Genomic DNA, 19,231 nt, shown 5'->3' on the forward strand with positions numbered 1-19,231 from the left:
AGATTGAGTTAAGCTCGGCCCGATAGTTTTGGCCCGTCCTCAGAGATGCCCTGCGATGAAAGCCCTGCCCCATGCGCGTATTGCTCGTCGAAGATGACGAAGACCTGAGCGGCCGGATCGCCGCCGTGCTGCGATCGGAAAACTTCGTCGTCGATATCGCCCGCAACGGCGAGGACGCTCTCCATGCGGGGCTCACCGAACTCTTCGATGTCGCGATCCTCGACCTCGGTCTGCCGAAGATCGATGGCGTCAGCGTGCTGAAGGGCTGGCGCGAGGGCGATCGCAACCTGCCGGTTCTGGTGCTGACGGCCCGCGACGGCTGGCCGGACAAGGTCTCGAGCTTCAAGGCCGGCGCCGACGATTTCCTCGCCAAACCTTTCAAGGTGGAAGAACTGGTGCTGCGCCTGCGCGCTCTGGTGCGCCGGGCGTCCGGCCATGCCGCCTCGCGGCTCGTCTGCGGCGCACTGGTCTTCGATGCGCAGCTCGGCACCTTCGAGCTCGACGGACTACCGCTGAAGCTGACGGCGCTGGAATGGCGGGTGCTCTCCTGTCTGATGTTGCGCAAGGAGATGATCGTCGACCGGCGCGAACTCACAGAGCGCGTCTATGACGGCGATGCCGAAGTCGACTCCAATTCCATCGAAGTCATCGTCGCGCGCCTGCGCAAGAAGCTCGGAGCCGATCGGATCGAGACGGTGCGCGGCCGCGGCTATATGCTGACGGCGGCAGTGGCGCCATGAAGGCCCCGTCCCTCAAGCCGCGATCGATCGCCGGCCGGCTGCTGATGTTTTCCGGCATCTTCGTGACGCTGGCGCTCGCTGTGGCCGCCATCGTGCTCTGGCTGGCGCTGAAAACGGTGGTGCGCGAGCAGGTCGACCAGCGTTTGGACATCCAGATCGGCGCCCTTGCCGGCGCGGTGACGCGCGACGCCGAGGGACGGATCGCCCTCTCCACGCCGCTCGATGCGCCGCCCTTCGATCGCCCCTCCTCCGGCTGGTACTGGCAGATCGACGACGGGCAACAACGCCTGACCTCCCGCTCCCTGATGAATGGCACGATAGACGCACCGCCGCCACGGCAGGATCTGCGTCATGTGCTGATGGGCATGCCGACATCAGGCAGCGGCGGTGATCGGGGAAGAGGGCCGCTCTATCTTCGCCAGGCGGTGCGCAGCATCGACGGCATGACGCTGACGATCACCGCGACGGCACCGATGATCGCCCTCGTCGGTCCGGCGCTCCGCGCGCTCTTCTGGCTTGTGCCCTGTATGCTGCTGCTCGGCCTCGTGCTGATGGCCGGTACGCTCTGGCAGATCCGCTTCGGCCTGCGCCCCCTGAAATCCATGGCGGCCAATATCGATGCCATCAACCGGGGCGAACGCGCCCGCCTGCCCGATGAGGCGACCGTCGAGCTTACGCCGCTCTCACTGAAAACCAACACGCTGCTGGCGGCCAACGAAGAGCGGCTGGCGGCAACACGCATGCAGTTCGCCAACCTTGCCCATGGCCTCAAGACACCGGTGGCGAGCCTGCTGCTGGCGCTCGACGAGAAAAACGATCCGCAAGGCGCATTGCGCAGCATCGCCGCCCGGATCGATAACAGGATCAAGCATCACCTCGCCGCAGCCCGCCGGGTGATGGCCACGTCGGACAGTGTCGCCGGCACCGACGTGGCAACATCGATCGCCGATCTGCACCGGGCGATCGGCCAGATTCATGCCGAACGCAAGATCGCCTTCGACACCGATATAGCCCAAGGCCTGCGGGTCGCCTGCGACGAAAGCGATGTCGAGGAAATGCTCGGCAACCTGATCGACAACGCCTTCAAATGGGCCGCCTCCCGCGTCACCCTCCGCGCCCGCCGCGACGGCCCGACCGCCCGCATCACCATCGAAGACGACGGCCCCGGCATCCCCCCGGCCCGCCTCGCCGCCGTCCTCCTGCCGGGCGTCCGCGAAGACGAACGCGTCCCCGGCAACGGCTTTGGCCTCAGCATCGTCAACGAGCTCGCGGGGCTTTACGGTGGGTCGCTGGTGTTGGAGGCGAATGGGATGGTGGGGTTGAGGTGTGTGCTATGTTTGCCGGTGGCGGTAACACACGTCGCTGCTTCGGGAGGAAGTTGACGCCCGCATCGCCTAGACGGTTGATGCAATGCTACAAGTTCTTGAAGCCTTTGGTGTCTTTGGCAAACGAAGACGTTAGCATCGTCGCCGCTTTCCCAGAAAGAATCGTCATTGAATTCTACAAAAATTCGCTCACCTTGAGGAAACACAATGGCGAAGAAGCCGACCGGTAACCAAGGACGCTATCGGGTCATAGTTGAGGACGATGGAAACGCTTCGGGCGAATTCCTGCGTGACCTGCTAGGGACAAGCAAAGACGCCATTGAACTCCGCGTGGTTGAATTGTTTGCCGAAGCCTGGAAGACAAAGACTGGTGTGGCGTTCCGGTGGCATCAGAATCCCGAGAACGACGTCGACTTCACCCTTGACCTACCGGGCGGGCGGGTAAAGCTCGAACTAACGGAGCTTGTGCTGCACGACGGCGAAGGAAACCCGTTCAAATCCGGAAACAAGCTTCGGACGTTTGGCCAGTATGCAGAGGCGTTGGTCGAGCGCGTTACAAGCAAGTCCAATCACTATCAGGTTGTGTCAATCCCTACTCACCTGTTGATCTATCCGACCCACGAGCCCTTTGACGCGCCCGGCCAGGCTATTGCGTTGGCCAAAATGAAGCTGAAAGCACTCAATCCGGCTCCAGTCTTCGAGAATATTTTCTACCTGCAGATGCTTCCCACCGGTCCGATTGTAAGATGTTTGCATCCTACCCCCGATGGTTTTCTTTCTGATTTCAATCCTGATGAATGGGAGAACCGGGGAATAGTCATCTTCGACCCCACTCTGGCTGAATTCAAAAGCGGATAGTGTCTCACCCTGCGCTGTTAAGCGTAGGACTGGCATGGGTTAACATTGGGAGGAGGACCTTATGCCTTAAGCGCAATTGTCAGTTCCCGGCACAACGCTCCCTCCCTCAATGCCGCCATCAAGCCCCATCCCGATTATCGCCGCTCCCGTCGCGACGTCTTTCGCCTCGCCTCTGCCTTGTTGCTCGCGTATCGTGGACGCACGATTCGCCGTCCGCAAACGAGGGTGGGCATGAACGAAGCATCAAAGGAGAGCGCGATGACGGACGCCAAGAGCGGCATTTCTGGACTACGGCCGCATATTACAGTCATTGGCGTCGGCGGCGGTGGTGGCAATGCGATCAACAATATGATCGCGGAAAAGCTGGCGGGCGTCGAATTCGTCGCTGCGAACACGGACGCTCAGGTGCTGGCCACCTCCAAGGCGACGCGCCGCATCCAGCTTGGCGCGAATGTGACGGAGGGTCTCGGCGCCGGTTCGTTGCCGGAGGTCGGCCATGCGGCTGCCGAAGAGTCGCTCGATGAGATCATGGATCACCTGGCCGGCTCGCACATGTGCTTCGTCACCGCCGGCATGGGCGGCGGCACAGGCACGGGTGCCGCACCTGTCATCGCCCGCGCTGCACGTGCCGCAGGCATCCTGACGGTCGGCGTCGTCACCAAACCCTTTACATTCGAAGGCAACCGCCGCATGCGGATGGCGGAAATCGGCATCGAGGCGCTTCGCCAGGCGGCCGATACGGTCATCGTCATTCCCAATCAGAACCTTTTCCGCATCGCCGATGCAAAAACGACGTTCGCCGATGCTTTCATGACCGCCGACCGCGTGCTCTATGCCGGCGTCGGCTGCATTACCGACCTGATCGTCAAGGAAGGCCTGATCAACCTAGATTTTGCCGACGTGAAGTCGGTCATGTCAGGCATGGGCCGCGCCATGATGGGCACTGGCGAAGCCTCCGGTGAAAGCCGCGCGATGAAGGCGGCGGAAGCGGCGATTGCCAACCCGCTTCTTGACGATATCTCGATGCGGGGCGCCAGGGGCGTACTGATCTCGATCTCCGGCGGTTCGGACATGACGCTGTTCGAAGTGGACGAAGCGGCAAGCCGCATTCGTGACGAAGTGCAGGAAGACGCCGATATCGTCGTCGGCGCGATCTTCGACCGCAGCCTCGACGGCAAGTTCCGCGTTTCGGTGGTAGCGACCGGCCTGGAAGGCAGCCCGCTGCCCGCATCCGCGCCTCACGCCGCCGAACAGATCCAGACGCGCACGCTGCAGTAAGCGCAGCGGCGCGACATATCCGAGCACGACAGCCTGCCGCGTCTTTTCAGACGCGCGGCGCTGTCGTGCTTCAATGTCCTGCGCTCCGGCGAAATCGCCGCGATCACCGGTCGTTGATCGTCGGAAGGTGCGTTTCGACCTCTACGCGGCGCTTGTCATCCAACGGCTCAATGTGCTTCTGCCAGAAGGCCTCGGCCTCCGGCGTGTCATCATCCCAGTGGCGGATCTTGACAATATTGTCATCGATTTTGGCCAGCCGTTTGCCGCCAAGCCGCAGGTATTCGTCCGCCAGTTCTTTCGATCGGGTCGTTTGCATGTCGTGCTCCTCCATAGGCGAACCGAAAGGCCGATCGTCATTACCGGGTTGGCCGGCAATCGGCATCCCCGTTATCGGCGCTTCCGCGCCTTCCTGTTAAACAGTACGGCGGGATCATGGTTCCAAATCATCGGCCGAGACCGGTCCACGCGGCCGGCTGAAGGCGTCGGCCGCCATCCATGTTCCGCACGGCCCGCCGCTCTTGCTGCCAGGACAGCCGGAGACGCCTCGTACTGGCAGGAGAGCGGCCTTGTCCGCAACGGCAAGACTGCATACGTCGGGGTGATCTCGACCGCTGCCTCGACGGCAAGTTCCGCGTCTCAGTGGTAGCGACCGGCCTGGAAGGCAGCCCGCTGCCCGCATCCGCGCCTCACGCCGCCGTTAAAGGCCCCGCCGTGAAGAGAACGGGCGGGGTCGGCATTCGAGCGGTAAGGAATAGAACGCCGTGCTTGCTTTCGGACGCACAAAGGACGCTCTAACACTTTCAATCCTCGCATCGTGCTTTCCGAAAATCGATTCCGATTTTCGGGCCGATGCGCTAGATGAACAGGACGTCCGAGATATTGTGCACCACGGAGATTTCGTCGATCCCGGTGTTGGTGATGTAGAGATTATCCGCCGCTGAATCATAGACCACGTTGGTGATCAAGTCGTCTCCCGGTATGGCGATGTTGACGTCGACCGCTGTCTTGACCCCGGTTTCAAAGTCGAAGGCCGTGCCGATATGCTCGCTGCTGGAGGAATCGCCGAAGAAGAACGTGCCGTCGACGGCAAAGCCGTAGCCGAGCCCGCCGGCCGCGAAGGTCTTGGATTCGATCGGGTTGAGCGTGTCGGGATCGATCTTGGAGACCTGCCAGGTAGCATCATCGATGCGGCCGACGACGTAAATGCCGGTCGAATCCTGCATCGTATTGACGGCCGTGTATCCACCCCAGTCGAACGTACCCGCCCCGTTCTTGCCGATAAGGCCGGGAATCGGGTCGCCCTTCTGATCGAGCGATCCGTCGGCGGCATCCCACTTTGCGAGATAGGTCTGATCGGGGAAAGGGTCCTCCTCGCCTCTCGCCTCGTTGGTTCTTCCGATGATCTCGCCGCCGCGGACCGAAAAATAGGTTCCGCCGATGTCATATTCGCCCTTGTCATAGTCGCCGAGAGAGATGGCGCCGCTGGCGTTGTCGGCTTCAAATGCGGCTGCGTTGTCGTAAATGCTCACCATGGAACCATCTGGGAAACCATGGCCGGAACTGACGTAATACTTGCCGGTTAGCGGATCGATCGCGACCCCCTGGAGTTCGTAATGGTCCAGGAAGGGGCGCACCACATCCGCCTGGGCCTCGACATGATTGGTGTTCAACGACTTCCCGTCCGTCACGCCGTCGACGGTCAGCGTGATCACGCCGGCATCCGCGTGACCGGCGCCGTCGGAGACCTTGTAATATTGGAGTTTCTCCGTGATATGCTCGCCGTCGTTGAGGCCCGCCTTTACGGCCGGATCGAGATCGTAGGTGAAGCTTCCATCGCCTGCGAAATGGAAGGTGCCGAATTCACCCGCCACGTCGGTTGTCTGCCCTTGCCCCTGACCGGCAGGAATGCTCGTGCCCTCGACCGAACGCAGGAAAAGCGTGCCCGCCTCTCCAGCGTGATCATTGGCAAGCACGTTGCCGGCCATCTCGCTTCCTTCGCGGAACGAGAAGGCGTCGTCGACCGCGACCGGCGGGCTCGTGACCCCGTGAATGTCGAGCGTGAAATGGCCGACATCGGTATTGCCGGCGCCGTCGGAGATTTTGTAGCCGATCGTCTCCGTCAGCGTCATTCCGTCAACGAAGCTCGCCTTGGCCGCCTCGTTCAGCGTATAGGTGTAAGAGCCGTCTGCCTTGACGTGGAACGTGCCGTATTCACCCTCGATATCGGTAATCGCACCATCCTTCTTGGCAAGCACCCGCTCGCCGTCGAAGAAGTTGAGAAACATGTTGCCGGAGCCCCCTGCCAGATCATTATCCAGCAGGTTGCCTGAGATCACATCATTCTCGGAAGCGCTCCTGACATCATCGACCGCCACAGGTTTTGCAAGCACTGCCATGGATATCTCCTTCAAGCTCCATTCGCCTTGGTCTATCGGGAGGAAAGCAGCTGAAACCGGGTCGGTCAATAAATTTTCTAGCAGGAGTGGTATTTTAGCCTTTCACAGCTTTGTCATGCTAGCAAGCCCGAAGCGGCGCCCAAGACCGCGGCAGATATGAATTCATTGAAATCCCCCATCCGCGCGGCTCAAATCTTGGGCGCGCCTATCCACAGAATGACTGCAGATTTGTCGGGACTGAGGCGATGAAGACCGCAATCTCGTCGATCGACCAATTGCCCTCGCCTCAGCCCACCAACCCCTTGATCTTCGCCGTATCCTCCGCCGTCGCCGGGTTGTACACCACCATGCTGAGATCCGGCCGGCCATCCACCTGGAAGGCGGAATATTCGAAAGCGAGTGGGCCGAGGATGGGGTGTTTGATGTGCTTGGCGCCCTCGCCGTGGCTGCGCACGTCGTTGTCGCGCCACATCGCCAGGAATTCGGGGCTCTTGCGGCAGAGTTCGTCGACGAGGGGCTCGACCTCGGCCGCGGCACCCGCGCGGGCCGCATCCACGCGGAATGCGGCGACGACGAAGCGGGCCACACTTTCCCAGTCGTACTGGGCGGCGCGTACGCGCGGATCGAGGAAGATGAAGCGCAGCACGTTGCGCTCCTCAGGCGGCAGCGCGCCGTAATCGGTCAGAAGCACCGTCGCCGCCCTATTCCAGGCAATCACGTCCCAGATGGCGTTGCGGATCAGCGCCGGGCTCGGGTCGAGCGCATCGAGCACGCCCTGCAGCCTCGGCGTCACGCCCTCTTGCCTGTGGTAGCGCACCTCGGGTGGTCGGCCGAGACCGATGAGGAAGAGATGCTCGCGCTCGACATCCGTCAGCATCAGGGCGCGCGAGATCCGGTCGAGCACGTCGGCAGACGGCGCACCGCCGCGCCCCTGCTCCAGCCAGGTGTACCAGGTCGGGCTGATATTGGCGCGGCTTGCCACCTCCTCACGCCGCAGACCCGGCGTGCGCCGCCTCTCCCCCGCAAAGCCGAAGGCGGCGGGATCGAGCCTGACGCGGCGACCCTTCAGATAGGCGCCGAGCCGGTTGTCTGAGGTGACGAACTCACCCATCCTGTTAGCCTTTATACCATGATAATATCACTACTTTACCATGATACAGGCAGAGCCGATATGTGTCTCCGGCAAAAACTGGAGATATCACATGCGCATATTCGTCACTGGAGCCACCGGCTGGGTCGGCTCGGCCGTCGTCGATGAATTGATCGCCGCCGGCCACAAGGTGCTCGGCCTAACCCGCTCCGACAAGGGAGTGGATCAACTGGCGGCCGCCGGTGCCGAAGTCCATCACGGCACGCTTGACGACCTGGGAAGTCTGAAGAGCGGTGCCGCTGAGGCGGACGCCGTGATCCACACGGCTTTCAACCACGATTTCTCGAAATTCGCGGAGAACTGCGCCGCCGACCGGCGCGCCATCGAGGCGCTCGGCGAAACCCTCCAAGGCTCGGGCCGGCCGCTGCTGGTCACGGCCGGCCTCGGCTTTGCCCCCGGCCGTGTCGGCACCGAGAAGGATCCGCCCATGCCGACGTCGGAGACCTACCCTCGCGCCTCCGAAATCACCGCGGTATCGCTTGTCGCCCGCGGCGTGCGCGCCTCCACCGTCCGGCTCCCGCCCTCGGTGCATGGCCATGGCGACCACGGCTTCGTGCCGATCCTGATCGATTTGGCCCGGCGCAAGGGCGTCTCGGCCTATATCGGCGAAGGGGAGAACCGCTGGCCGGCCGTGCACCGGCTCGATGCCGCCCGCGTCTATCGCCTGGCGATCGAGCGCGGCGCCGTCGGCGGTCCGTTCCTGGCAGTCGCGGAAGAGGGAGTTCCCTTCAGGCAGATCGCCGAGGTCATCGGCCGTCGGCTCGATGTGCCCGCCGTCTCGCTCTCACGGGAAGAAGCGGCCGAGCATTTCGGCTGGTTCGGCATGTTTGCCGGCTTCGACGTCCCGACCTCGAGCGAGCATACCCGCGCGCTGCTCGGCTGGCAGCCGCAACAGCCCGGCCTCCTCGCCGATATCGACCACCCGGCCTATTTCGGTGGGTAGCGTAACCGTGCCCGCATATAAAAATGGAGCATTTCCGTGACTGGAAAAAAACGGAAATGCCTCCCGGCTTGGCTCGTGAGGAGAACCGGCGGCAGCCCGAGCTAGTGCGACCGGCTCTCGTTCCTATCGGCGGGATCGTAATTAATTTCCCAATCCTTCTCAGGCTTTTTCTTGCCGGGCGGGTTCTTGTTTACCGTCGCATCCTCGGAGCCGGTGATGACGGTCGGCTTGGCGCTGGCGACGCCGGTGCTCTTCCGGTCGGCCCGCGACTTGGCGAACTGGCCGGTCGCGTCTTTCTCGGTGTTGGCCATGTCAATCGCCCTTCTGCTTCAGCGCATCGCCGAGATCTCTGGTCTCGGGGTCGCGATTGTTTTCGCCATGCGCGTCACGGTCGCGATCCGGATCATCCTTGGCCTTCATGTAGCCGCGAGGCTTATTCCCCCTCGGCCCTTCCCAGCGGGGTGACTGGTCGGTCGTGCCGGGGGCGCCGTCTTTCGGTGTCGTCATGCCCATGTTCGTTTCTCCATGTTGAATTCGAACAACAGGCAAAACCCCGAACTGTTCCCGCCCAGTCTCACAAATGCCAGCCAGTCGGCCGATCTTTTGCTCTCACCGAACAGCCAGCCCCGGCGTTGGCGCAGAAAAATATGGAACAGTGTCGGCCTCCATCGGTTGACCACAGGTCGACCTCAAATATGGAGCCGAAAATGAGCAAGACCAACGCCCGTGAACTTCAGAAACGCGCCGAACAGCAGGTCAAGAACACCAGCGCCGGCGGCCACCTCGGCGGCACCTATTTCGGCCAACAGCCGGACGGAAAAACCGCCTCGGACAGCAGCAATGACAGCGCCAAGGCACGGCCCAACGACGGCAATTGAGATCGGAAGGCTGCCGCAACGCGTGTGACCTGATGCTATCCACTACCCGATGAATCCGTCGCGCCCAGCGCGCTGGGCGCACAAACGTCCGGGACCTCCCCGTCAGGCCCGAGTACGTACGCCGCAGGCGAGGTCTCCATTGGGCTGCGTCTGCGATGAATGCTGGTGGTGATCACAGACCGCCTCAGCTAAACAAGAAGTCGCCCGAGTTGAAATTTGTAAGCCCGCTGAGGGTGGTGATGTTGTCGAATTCAGCAACCAGCACCGCGCCGCCGGCTGAACTTGGGTTCTGATCGTAGTAGACCGCCGCATGGCCGAGATCCGTGTTGTGGAACACGAACAATGCCCCTGTGGTTATGTTGCTGTAACCATTGATGGTGCTCTGGACGGTTGCGTTCGTGACGCTCACGTCCGTTTTGACGGCAACCTCCGTTCCGGCAACATTGATCGTGCCGTTGTTTCCCACCTTCACATTGTCCACGTTTGTATTGTTGTTGCCGACGGCGAACTCGAACGTGCCGCCTCCGACGTCCAACTGGAACCTGTCCACGGTTGTGCTATTCGTCCCAGCGTTGAAGTCAGTCATATGGTTCGTGGTGGTGGCAAACTTTTGGAAAAAGAAGGTATCATTTCCCACGCCCCCGGTCAGGGTGTTGTTGCCAGCACCACCGTTTAGGGTCTCGTTGCCGTCTTGGCCGAAAAGAGTGTCGTCACCTCCGAGCCCGAACATCATATCGTTACCGCCACCGCCGTAGAGCATATCGTCGCCCGTTCCACCGGTCGGATTGTCCACTGAGTTGCCATTGCCACCGGTGATAATCGTGAACGTCTCGGTCTTTTCGAAGGCCGGGCCTATAGGATCACCGGTCTGCGTTGCCGTTACCGTCACTGAAAATGTACCGTTCGTCGATAGCGCATCCGAATGAAGCGTATTGCCGGTAATCGAAAACAAGCCCGGATTCGACTGCGAGGCAATGCTGAAGCTGAATCCACCTGCGTCGGGATCAGTCGCCGCCAGCAGCCCACTGAACTCAAAACTATTGAAGTTAACGCTATCCGCCGGAACGACAGGCGTCAGCTTAATGTCGGTCGGCGCCTGCCTAGCTGGACCATCATCTGCGCCGGTGATGGCGACGACGATGTTGTGGCTGGCCGTGCCGTCGAGCGAGCTGACGCTCAGCGTGTCGCTGACGGCGTCGCCCTGGTTGAGCGCCTGCGTCGCGGCCCGGTTATTGTCGAGCGTATAGGTCCAGCTGCCGCTGGCGGCATTGAAGGTGAAGCTGCCATAGATGCCGTTGAGGGAGGCCGGGGCGGCAAACGCCGCCTCGCCGTCGTCGACATCGCTGACCGTCAGCTTGCCGGAGGCATTCGGATCGCCGCTGCCGGCCGCACCCGCCTCGACCGTCGCCCGATCGTCGGTGACCGTCGCATCGACGACGATCGAAGCCGCATCGTTGGCGCCGGTGATGGCGACGACGATGTTGTGGCTGGCCGTGCCGTCGAGCGAGCTGACGCTCAGCGTGTCGCTGACGGCGTCGCCCTGGTTGAGCGCCTGCGTCGCGGCCCGGTTATTGTCGAGCGTATAGGTCCAGCTGCCGCTGGCGGCATTGAAGGTGAAGCTGCCATAGATGCCGTTGAGGGAGGCCGGGGCGGCAAACGCCGCCTCGCCGTCGTCGACATCGCTGACCGTCAGCTTGCCGGAGGCATTCGGATCGCCGCTGCCGGCCGCACCCGCCTCGACCGTCGCCCGATCGTCGGTGACCGTCGCATCGACGACGATCGAAGCCGCATCGTTGGCGCCGGTGATGGCGACGACGATGTTGTGGCTGGCCGTGCCGTCGAGCGAGCTGACGCTCAGCGTGTCGCTGACGGCGTCGCCCTGGTTGAGCGCCTGCGTCGCGGCCCGGTTATTGTCGAGCGTATAGGTCCAGCTGCCGCTGGCGGCATTGAAGGTGAAGCTGCCATAGATGCCGTTGAGGGAGGCCGGGGCGGCAAACGCCGCCTCGCCGTCGTCGACATCGCTGACCGTCAGCTTGCCGGAGGCATTCGGATCGCCGCTGCCGGCCGCACCCGCCTCGACCGTCGCCCGATCGTCGGTGACCGTCGCATCGACGACGATCGAAGCCGCATCGTTGGCGCCGGTGATGGCGACGACGATGTTGTGGCTGGCCGTGCCGTCGAGCGAGCTGACGCTCAGCGTGTCGCTGACGGCGTCGCCCTGGTTGAGCGCCTGCGTCGCGGCCCGGTTATTGTCGAGCGTATAGGTCCAGCTGCCGCTGGCGGCATTGAAGGTGAAGCTGCCATAGATGCCGTTGAGGGAGGCCGGGGCGGCAAACGCCGCCTCGCCGTCGTCGACATCGCTGACCGTCAGCTTGCCGGAGGCATTCGGATCGCCGCTGCCGGCCGCACCCGCCTCGACCGTCGCCCGATCGTCGGTGACCGTCGCATCGACGACGATCGAAGCCGCATCGTTGGCGCCGGTGATGGCGACGACGATGTTGTGGCTGGCCGTGCCGTCGAGCGAGCTGACGCTCAGCGTGTCGCTGACGGCGTCGCCCTGGTTGAGCGCCTGCGTCGCGGCCCGGTTATTGTCGAGCGTATAGGTCCAGCTGCCGCTGGCGGCATTGAAGGTGAAGCTGCCATAGATGCCGTTGAGGGAGGCCGGGGCGGCAAACGCCGCCTCGCCGTCGTCGACATCGCTGACCGTCAGCTTGCCGGAGGCATTCGGATCGCCGCTGCCGGCCGCACCCGCCTCGACCGTCGCCCGATCGTCGGTGACCGTCGCATCGACGACGATCGAAGCCGCATCGTTGGCGCCGGTGATGGCGACGACGATGTTGTGGCTGGCCGTGCCGTCGAGCGAGCTGACGCTCAGCGTGTCGCTGACGGCGTCGCCCTGGTTGAGCGCCTGCGTCGCGGCCCGGTTATTGTCGAGCGTATAGGTCCAGCTGCCGCTGGCGGCATTGAAGGTGAAGCTGCCATAGATGCCGTTGAGGGAGGCCGGGGCGGCAAACGCCGCCTCGCCGTCGTCGACATCGCTGACCGTCAGCTTGCCGGAGGCATTCGGATCGCCGCTGCCGGCCGCACCCGCCTCGACCGTCGCCCGATCGTCGGTGACCGTCGCATCGACGACGATCGAAGCCGCATCGTTGGCGCCGGTGATGGCGACGACGATGTTGTGGCTGGCCGTGCCGTCGAGCGAGCTGACGCTCAGCGTGTCGCTGACGGCGTCGCCCTGGTTGAGCGCCTGCGTCGCGGCCCGGTTATTGTCGAGCGTATAGGTCCAGCTGCCGCTGGCGGCATTGAAGGTGAAGCTGCCATAGATGCCGTTGAGGGAGGCCGGGGCGGCAAACGCCGCCTCGCCGTCGTCGACATCGCTGACCGTCAGCTTGCCGGAGGCATTCGGATCGCCGCTGCCGGCCGCACCCGCCTCGACCGTCGCCCGATCGTCGGTGACCGTCGCATCGACGACGATCGAAGCCGCATCGTTGGCGCCGGTGATGGCGACGACGATGTTGTGGCTGGCCGTGCCGTCGAGCGAGCTGACGCTCAGCGTGTCGCTGACGGCGTCGCCCTGGTTGAGCGCCTGCGTCGCGGCCCGGTTATTGTCGAGCGTATAGGTCCAGCTGCCGCTGGCGGCATTGAAGGTGAAGCTGCCATAGATGCCGTTGAGGGAGGCCGGGGCGGCAAACGCCGCCTCGCCGTCGTCGACATCGCTGACCGTCAGCTTGCCGGAGGCATTCGGATCGCCGCTGCCGGCCGCACCCGCCTCGACCGTCGCCCGATCGTCGGTGACCGTCGCATCGACGACGATCGAAGCCGCATCGTTGGCGCCGGTGATGGCGACGACGATGTTGTGGCTGGCCGTGCCGTCGAGCGAGCTGACGCTCAGCGTGTCGCTGACGGCGTCGCCCTGGTTGAGCGCCTGCGTCGCGGCCCGGTTATTGTCGAGCGTATAGGTCCAGCTGCCGCTGGCGGCATTGAAGGTGAAGCTGCCATAGATGCCGTTGAGGGAGGCCGGGGCGGCAAACGCCGCCTCGCCGTCGTCGACATCGCTGACCGTCAGCTTGCCGGAGGCATTCGGATCGCCGCTGCCGGCCGCACCCGCCTCGACCGTCGCCCGATCGTCGGTGACCGTCGCATCGACGACGATCGAAGCCGCATCGTTGGCGCCGGTGATGGCGACGACGATGTTGTGGCTGGCCGTGCCGTCGAGCGAGCTGACGCTCAGCGTGTCGCTGACGGCGTCGCCCTGGTTGAGCGCCTGCGTCGCGGCCCGGTTATTGTCGAGCGTATAGGTCCAGCTGCCGCTGGCGGCATTGAAGGTGAAGCTGCCATAGATGCCGTTGAGGGAGGCCGGGGCGGCAAACGCCGCCTCGCCGTCGTCGACATCGCTGACCGTCAGCTTGCCGGAGGCATTCGGATCGCCGCTGCCGGCCGCACCCGCCTCGACCGTCGCCCGATCGTCGGTGACCGTCGCATCGACGACGATCGAAGCCGCATCGTTGGCGCCGGTGATGGCGACGACGATGTTGTGGCTGGCCGTGCCGTCGAGCGAGCTGACGCTCAGCGTGTCGCTGACGGCGTCGCCCTGGTTGAGCGCCTGCGTCGCGGCCCGGTTATTGTCGAGCGTATAGGTCCAGCTGCCGCTGGCGGCATTGAAGGTGAAGCTGCCATAGATGCCGTTGAGGGAGGCCGGGGCGGCAAACGCCGCCTCGCCGTCGTCGACATCGCTGACCGTCAGCTTGCCGGAGGCATTCGGATCGCCGCTGCCGGCCGCACCCGCCTCGACCGTCGCCCGATCGTCGGTGACCGTCGCATCGACGACGATCGAAGCCGCATCGTTGGCGCCGGTGATGGCGACGACGATGTTGTGGCTGGCCGTGCCGTCGAGCGAGCTGACGCTCAGCGTGTCGCTGACGGCGTCGCCCTGGTTGAGCGCCTGCGTCGCGGCCCGGTTATTGTCGAGCGTATAGGTCCAGCTGCCGCTGGCGGCATTGAAGGTGAAGCTGCCATAGATGCCGTTGAGGGAGGCCGGGGCGGCAAACGCCGCCTCGCCGTCGTCGACATCGCTGACCGTCAGCTTGCCGGAGGCATTCGGATCGCCGCTGCCGGCCGCACCCGCCTCGACCGTCGCCCGATCGTCGGTGACCGTCGCATCGACGACGATCGAAGCCGCATCGTTGGCGCCGGTGATGGCGACGACGATGTTGTGGCTGGCCGTGCCGTCGAGCGAGCTGACGCTCAGCGTGTCGCTGACGGCGTCGCCCTGGTTGAGCGCCTGCGTCGCGGCCCGGTTATTGTCGAGCGTATAGGTCCAGCTGCCGCTGGCGGCATTGAAGGTGAAGCTGCCATAGATGCCGTTGAGGGAGGCCGGGGCGGCAAACGCCGCCTCGCCGTCGTCGACATCGCTGACCGTCAGCTTGCCGGAGGCATTCGGATCGCCGCTGCCGGCCGCACCCGCCTCGACCGTCGCCCGATCGTCGGTGACCGTCGCATCGACGACGATCGAAGCCGCATCGTTGGCGCCGGTGATGGCGACGACGATGTTGTGGCTGGCCGTGCCGTCGAGCGAGCTGACGCTCAGCGTGTCGCTGACGGCGTCGCCCTGGTTGAGCGCCTGCGTCGCGGCCCGGTTATTGTCGAGCGTATAGGTCCAGCTGCCGCTGGCGGCATTGAAGGTGAAGCTGCCATAGATGCCGTTGAGGGAGGCCGGGGCGGCAAACGCCGCCTCGCCGTCGTCGACATCGCTGACCGTCAGCTTGCCGGAGGCATTCGGATCGCCGCTGCCGGCCGCACCCGCCTCGACCGTCGCCCGATCGTCGGTGACCGTCGCATCGACGACGATCGAAGCCGCATCGTTGGCGCCGGTGATGGCGACGACGATGTTGTGGCTGGCCGTGCCGTCGAGCGAGCTGACGCTCAGCGTGTCGCTGACGGCGTCGCCCTGGTTGAGCGCCTGCGTCGCGGCCCGGTTATTGTCGAGCGTATAGGTCCAGCTGCCGCTGGCGGCATTGAAGGTGAAGCTGCCATAGATGCCGTTGAGGGAGGCCGGGGCGGCAAACGCCGCCTCGCCGTCGTCGACATCGCTGACCGTCAGCTTGCCGGAGGCATTCGGATCGCCGCTGCCGGCCGCACCCGCCTCGACCGTCGCCCGATCGTCGGTGACCGTCGCATCGACGACGATCGAAGCCGCATCGTTGGCGCCGGTGATGGCGACGACGATGTTGTGGCTGGCCGTGCCGTCGAGCGAGCTGACGCTCAGCGTGTCGCTGACGGCGTCGCCCTGGTTGAGCGCCTGCGTCGCGGCCCGGTTATTGTCGAGCGTATAGGTCCAGCTGCCGCTGGCGGCATTGAAGGTGAAGCTGCCATAGATGCCGTTGAGGGAGGCCGGGGCGGCAAACGCCGCCTCGCCGTCGTCGACATCGCTGACCGTCAGCTTGCCGGAGGCATTCGGATCGCCGCTGCCGGCCGCACCCGCCTCGACCGTCGCCCGATCGTCGGTGACCGTCGCATCGACGACGATCGAAGCCGCATCGTTGGCGCCGGTGATGGCGACGACGATGTTGTGGCTGGCCGTGCCGTCGAGCGAGCTGACGCTCAGCGTGTCGCTGACGGCGTCGCCCTGGTTGAGCGCCTGCGTCGCGGCCCGGTTATTGTCGAGCGTATAGGTCCAGCTGCCGCTGGCGGCATTGAAGGTGAAGCTGCCATAGATGCCGTTGAGGGAGGCCGGGGCGGCAAACGCCGCCTCGCCGTCGTCGACATCGCTGACCGTCAGCTTGCCGGAGGCATTCGGATCGCCGCTGCCGGCCGCACCCGCCTCGACCGTCGCCCGATCGTCGGTGACCGTCGCATCGACGACGATCGAAGCCGCATCGTTGGCGCCGGTGATGGCGACGACGATGTTGTGGCTGGCCGTGCCGTCGAGCGAGCTGACGCTCAGCGTGTCGCTGACGGCGTCGCCCTGGTTGAGCGCCTGCGTCGCGGCCCGGTTATTGTCGAGCGTATAGGTCCAGCTGCCGCTGGCGGCATTGAAGGTGAAGCTGCCATAGATGCCGTTGAGGGAGGCCGGGGCGGCAAACGCCGCCTCGCCGTCGTCGACATCGCTGACCGTCAGCTTGCCGGAGGCATTCGGATCGCCGCTGCCGGCCGCACCCGCCTCGACCGTCGCCCGATCGTCGGTGACCGTCGCATCGACGACGATCGAAGCCGCATCGTTGGCGCCGGTGATGGCGACGACGATGTTGTGGCTGGCCGTGCCGTCGAGCGAGCTGACGCTCAGCGTGTCGCTGACGGCGTCGCCCTGGTTGAGCGCCTGCGTCGCGGCCCGGTTATTGTCGAGCGTATAGGTCCAGCTGCCGCTGGCGGCATTGAAGGTGAAGCTGCCATAGATGCCGTTGAGGGAGGCCGGGGCGGCAAACGCCGCCTCGCCGTCGTCGACATCGCTGACCGTCAGCTTGCCGGAGGCATTCGGATCGCCGCTGCCGGCCGCACCCGCCTCGACCGTCGCCCGATCGTCGGTGACCGTCGCATCGACGACGATCGAAGCCGCATCGTTGGCGCCGGTGATGGCGACGACGATGTTGTGGCTGGCCGTGCCGTCGAGCGAGCTGACGCTCAGCGTGTCGCTGACGGCGTCGCCCTGGTTGAGCGCCTGCGTCGCGGCCCGGTTATTGTCGAGCGTATAGGTCCAGCTGCCGCTGGCGGCATTGAAGGTGAAGCTGCCATAGATGCCGTTGAGGGAGGCCGGGGCGGCAAACGCCGCCTCGCCGTCGTCGACATCGCTGACCGTCAGCTTGCCGGAGGCATTCGGATCGCCGCTGCCGGCCGCACCCGCCTCGACCGTCGCCCGATCGTCGGTGACCGTCGCATCGACGACGATCGAAGCCGCATCGTTGGCGCCGGTGATGGCGACGACGATGTTGTGGCTGGCCGTGCCGTCGAGCGAGCTGACGCTCAGCGTGTCGCTGACGGCGTCGCCCTGGTTGAGCGCCTGCGTCGCGGCCCGGTTATTGTCGAGCGTATAGGTCCAGCTGCCGCTGGCGGCATTGAAGGTGAAGCTGCCATAGATGCCGTTGAGGGAGGCCGGGGCGGCAAACGCCGCCTCGCCGTCGTCGACATCGCTGACCGTCAGCTTGCCGGAGGCATTCGGATCGCCGCTGCCGGCCGCACCCGCCTCGACCGTCGCCCGATCGTCGGTGACCGTCGCATCGACGACGATCGAAGCCGCATCGTTGGCGCCGGTGATGGCGACGACGATGTTGTGGCTGGCCGTGCCGTCGAGCGAGCTGACGCTCAGCGTGTCGCTGACGGCGTCGCCCTGGTTGAGCGCCTGCGTCGCGGCCCGGTTATTGTCGAGCGTATAGGTCCAGCTGCCGCTGGCGGCATTGAAGGTGAAGCTGCCATAGATGCCGTTGAGGGAGGCCGGGGCGGCAAACGCCGCCTCGCCGTCGTCGACATCGCTGACCGTCAGCTTGCCGGAGGCATTCGGATCGCCGCTGCCGGCCGCACCCGCCTCGACCGTCGCCCGATCGTCGGTGACCGTCGCATCGACGACGATCGAAGCCGCATCGTTGGCGCCGGTGATGGCGACGACGATGTTGTGGCTGGCCGTGCCGTCGAGCGAGCTGACGCTCAGCGTGTCGCTGACGGCGTCGCCCTGGTTGAGCGCCTGCGTCGCGGCCCGGTTATTGTCGAGCGTATAGGTCCAGCTGCCGCTGGCGGCATTGAAGGTGAAGCTGCCATAGATGCCGTTGAGGGAGGCCGGGGCGGCAAACGCCGCCTCGCCGTCGTCGACATCGCTGACCGTCAGCTTGCCGGAGGCATTCGGATCGCCGCTGCCGGCCGCACCCGCCTCGACCGTCGCCCGATCGTCGGTGACCGTCGCATCGACGACGATCGAAGCCGCATCGTTGGCGCCGGTGAGCGAGATCGAGACATTTGCCTCGCTCAGCGTGCCATTGCCGAGCCGTATCGCGTAGACGAAACTATCTTTGAGGATTTCACCGGCAGACAGCGTGTTGATATCCGCGCCCGAGCCCGCGATGCCGCTTCCGTCACTAAGACGGTATTCGATCTTTCCATTATTGATCCTGACCCAATTGCCGAGCAGGGACTTCTCCCAGGCAGATGCCCCATTCGCTCCGACGTCTTTCGCAAGAAGCTCGTAGTCGGCGGTAATTGGATTGCCATCACCGTCGTCGACCGAAAAGAGGGATTTGGCATTCCCGCCAAGATCATTCGACATGACGTCGAGGGTTATGGTTTTGGTGGCCGCATTGTAGAGCTGGAGACTGAGCAGTTGGTCTTCTGTCCAGATGTAAGAGTCATCCTTCGCCTGCGGCGTATTGGAGAAAGAAGTCGTGCTGCCGCCGCCGGTGCTTTGCGTACCCATCAAAATAACCCCCCATAATACAAAACAAGTAACCCGGCATTGATTCAAGATTAGCAAACCAGCATGACACGCGTTGAACATGCGGTCGTGCCGATATTATCGGCAACAATGCCCATATTTCTTAAATCAGAACCGGAATACTCCCCATCCCTAATAAAGTGTTAACACATATACTGTGAAATGAAAGACGATTTTCTTGTGATGGTAAATTTGTCCAGGAATTCGCTGCGAGAGACGCCGAAGTCGCAGACCTCGATCCTGACGAGCAG

Annotated in this window: 12 protein-coding genes; 6 read left to right on the forward strand and 6 right to left on the reverse strand. The window is 64.0% G+C overall.

All coding sequences use genetic code 11. The features are described from left to right. Window positions 1-71: 71 nt before the first annotated feature. The 4 genes from AB8B31_RS13195 (at window position 72) to ftsZ (ending at window position 4,201) form a co-directional block, all read left to right on the forward strand. Complete coding sequence (locus AB8B31_RS13195) at window positions 72-740, forward strand: response regulator transcription factor (RefSeq protein WP_130652669.1); 669 nt, start codon at window positions 72-74, stop codon at window positions 738-740. Further along, a complete protein-coding gene (locus tag AB8B31_RS13200; RefSeq protein WP_130652670.1) occupies window positions 737-2,122 on the forward strand; it encodes a sensor histidine kinase in 1,386 nt (461 codons plus the stop codon). Before AB8B31_RS13195 ends, AB8B31_RS13200 begins: the two co-directional genes overlap by 4 nt. 150 nt (window positions 2,123-2,272) lie before the next feature. Next, window positions 2,273-2,923: a hypothetical protein gene (locus AB8B31_RS13205; protein ID WP_130652671.1), complete on the forward strand. Its 651-nt coding sequence runs from the start codon at window positions 2,273-2,275 to the stop codon at window positions 2,921-2,923. A gap of 258 nt (window positions 2,924-3,181) precedes the next feature. Beyond that, entirely contained in the window at window positions 3,182-4,201 is a 1,020-nt protein-coding gene (ftsZ, locus tag AB8B31_RS13210) for a cell division protein FtsZ (protein WP_012758070.1), read from the forward strand. Between the two features lie 103 nt (window positions 4,202-4,304). Here ftsZ and AB8B31_RS13215 read toward each other — a convergent pair whose 3' ends face one another. The 3 genes from AB8B31_RS13215 to AB8B31_RS13225 all read right to left on the reverse strand — a co-directional run bounded on the left by AB8B31_RS13215 (window position 4,305) and on the right by AB8B31_RS13225 (window position 7,708). Next, window positions 4,305-4,583 (reverse strand): hypothetical protein, encoded by a 279-nt coding sequence (locus tag AB8B31_RS13215; protein WP_018074348.1) that lies wholly within the window; start codon window positions 4,581-4,583, stop codon window positions 4,305-4,307. A 472-nt stretch (window positions 4,584-5,055) separates the two neighbouring features. Beyond that, window positions 5,056-6,597: an Ig-like domain-containing protein gene (locus AB8B31_RS13220; protein WP_130652672.1), complete on the reverse strand. Its 1,542-nt coding sequence runs from the start codon at window positions 6,595-6,597 to the stop codon at window positions 5,056-5,058. 286 nt (window positions 6,598-6,883) lie between these two features. Further along, window positions 6,884-7,708 (reverse strand): helix-turn-helix transcriptional regulator, encoded by an 825-nt coding sequence (locus AB8B31_RS13225; protein ID WP_018447088.1) that lies wholly within the window; start codon window positions 7,706-7,708, stop codon window positions 6,884-6,886. 91 nt (window positions 7,709-7,799) lie between these two features. Between AB8B31_RS13225 and AB8B31_RS13230 the strand changes: the two genes are divergently transcribed. Continuing rightward, window positions 7,800-8,690 (forward strand): SDR family oxidoreductase, encoded by an 891-nt coding sequence (locus AB8B31_RS13230; RefSeq protein WP_130652673.1) that lies wholly within the window; start codon window positions 7,800-7,802, stop codon window positions 8,688-8,690. 101 nt (window positions 8,691-8,791) lie between these two features. On the opposite strand, the gene AB8B31_RS13235 is transcribed toward AB8B31_RS13230, so the two are convergent. Together AB8B31_RS13235 and AB8B31_RS13240 are read right to left on the reverse strand one after the other, a co-directional pair. Next, window positions 8,792-9,001, reverse strand: a complete 210-nt coding sequence (locus AB8B31_RS13235) for a hypothetical protein (protein WP_130652674.1) — start codon at window positions 8,999-9,001, stop codon at window positions 8,792-8,794. 1 nt (window position 9,002) lies between these two features. Further along, a complete protein-coding gene (locus AB8B31_RS13240) occupies window positions 9,003-9,203 on the reverse strand; it encodes a hypothetical protein (RefSeq protein ID WP_018242661.1) in 201 nt (66 codons plus the stop codon). A gap of 194 nt (window positions 9,204-9,397) precedes the next feature. Here AB8B31_RS13240 and AB8B31_RS13245 point away from each other — a divergent pair, with 194 nt between their 5' ends. Further along, window positions 9,398-9,568, forward strand: a complete 171-nt coding sequence (locus AB8B31_RS13245; RefSeq protein ID WP_018242662.1) for a hypothetical protein — start codon at window positions 9,398-9,400, stop codon at window positions 9,566-9,568. 184 nt (window positions 9,569-9,752) lie between these two features. On the opposite strand, the gene AB8B31_RS13250 is transcribed toward AB8B31_RS13245, so the two are convergent. Further along, window positions 9,753-18,962 carry a VCBS domain-containing protein gene (locus AB8B31_RS13250; RefSeq protein WP_439007444.1) on the reverse strand — a complete coding sequence of 3,070 codons (9,210 nt, stop codon included), beginning with the start codon at window positions 18,960-18,962 and terminating at the stop codon, window positions 9,753-9,755. Between the last annotated feature and the right edge of the window lie 269 nt (window positions 18,963-19,231).

The organism is Rhizobium sp. 62_C5_N11_2, from assembly GCF_051811185.1.
GTDB lineage: Bacteria > Pseudomonadota > Alphaproteobacteria > Rhizobiales > Rhizobiaceae > Rhizobium > Rhizobium leguminosarum.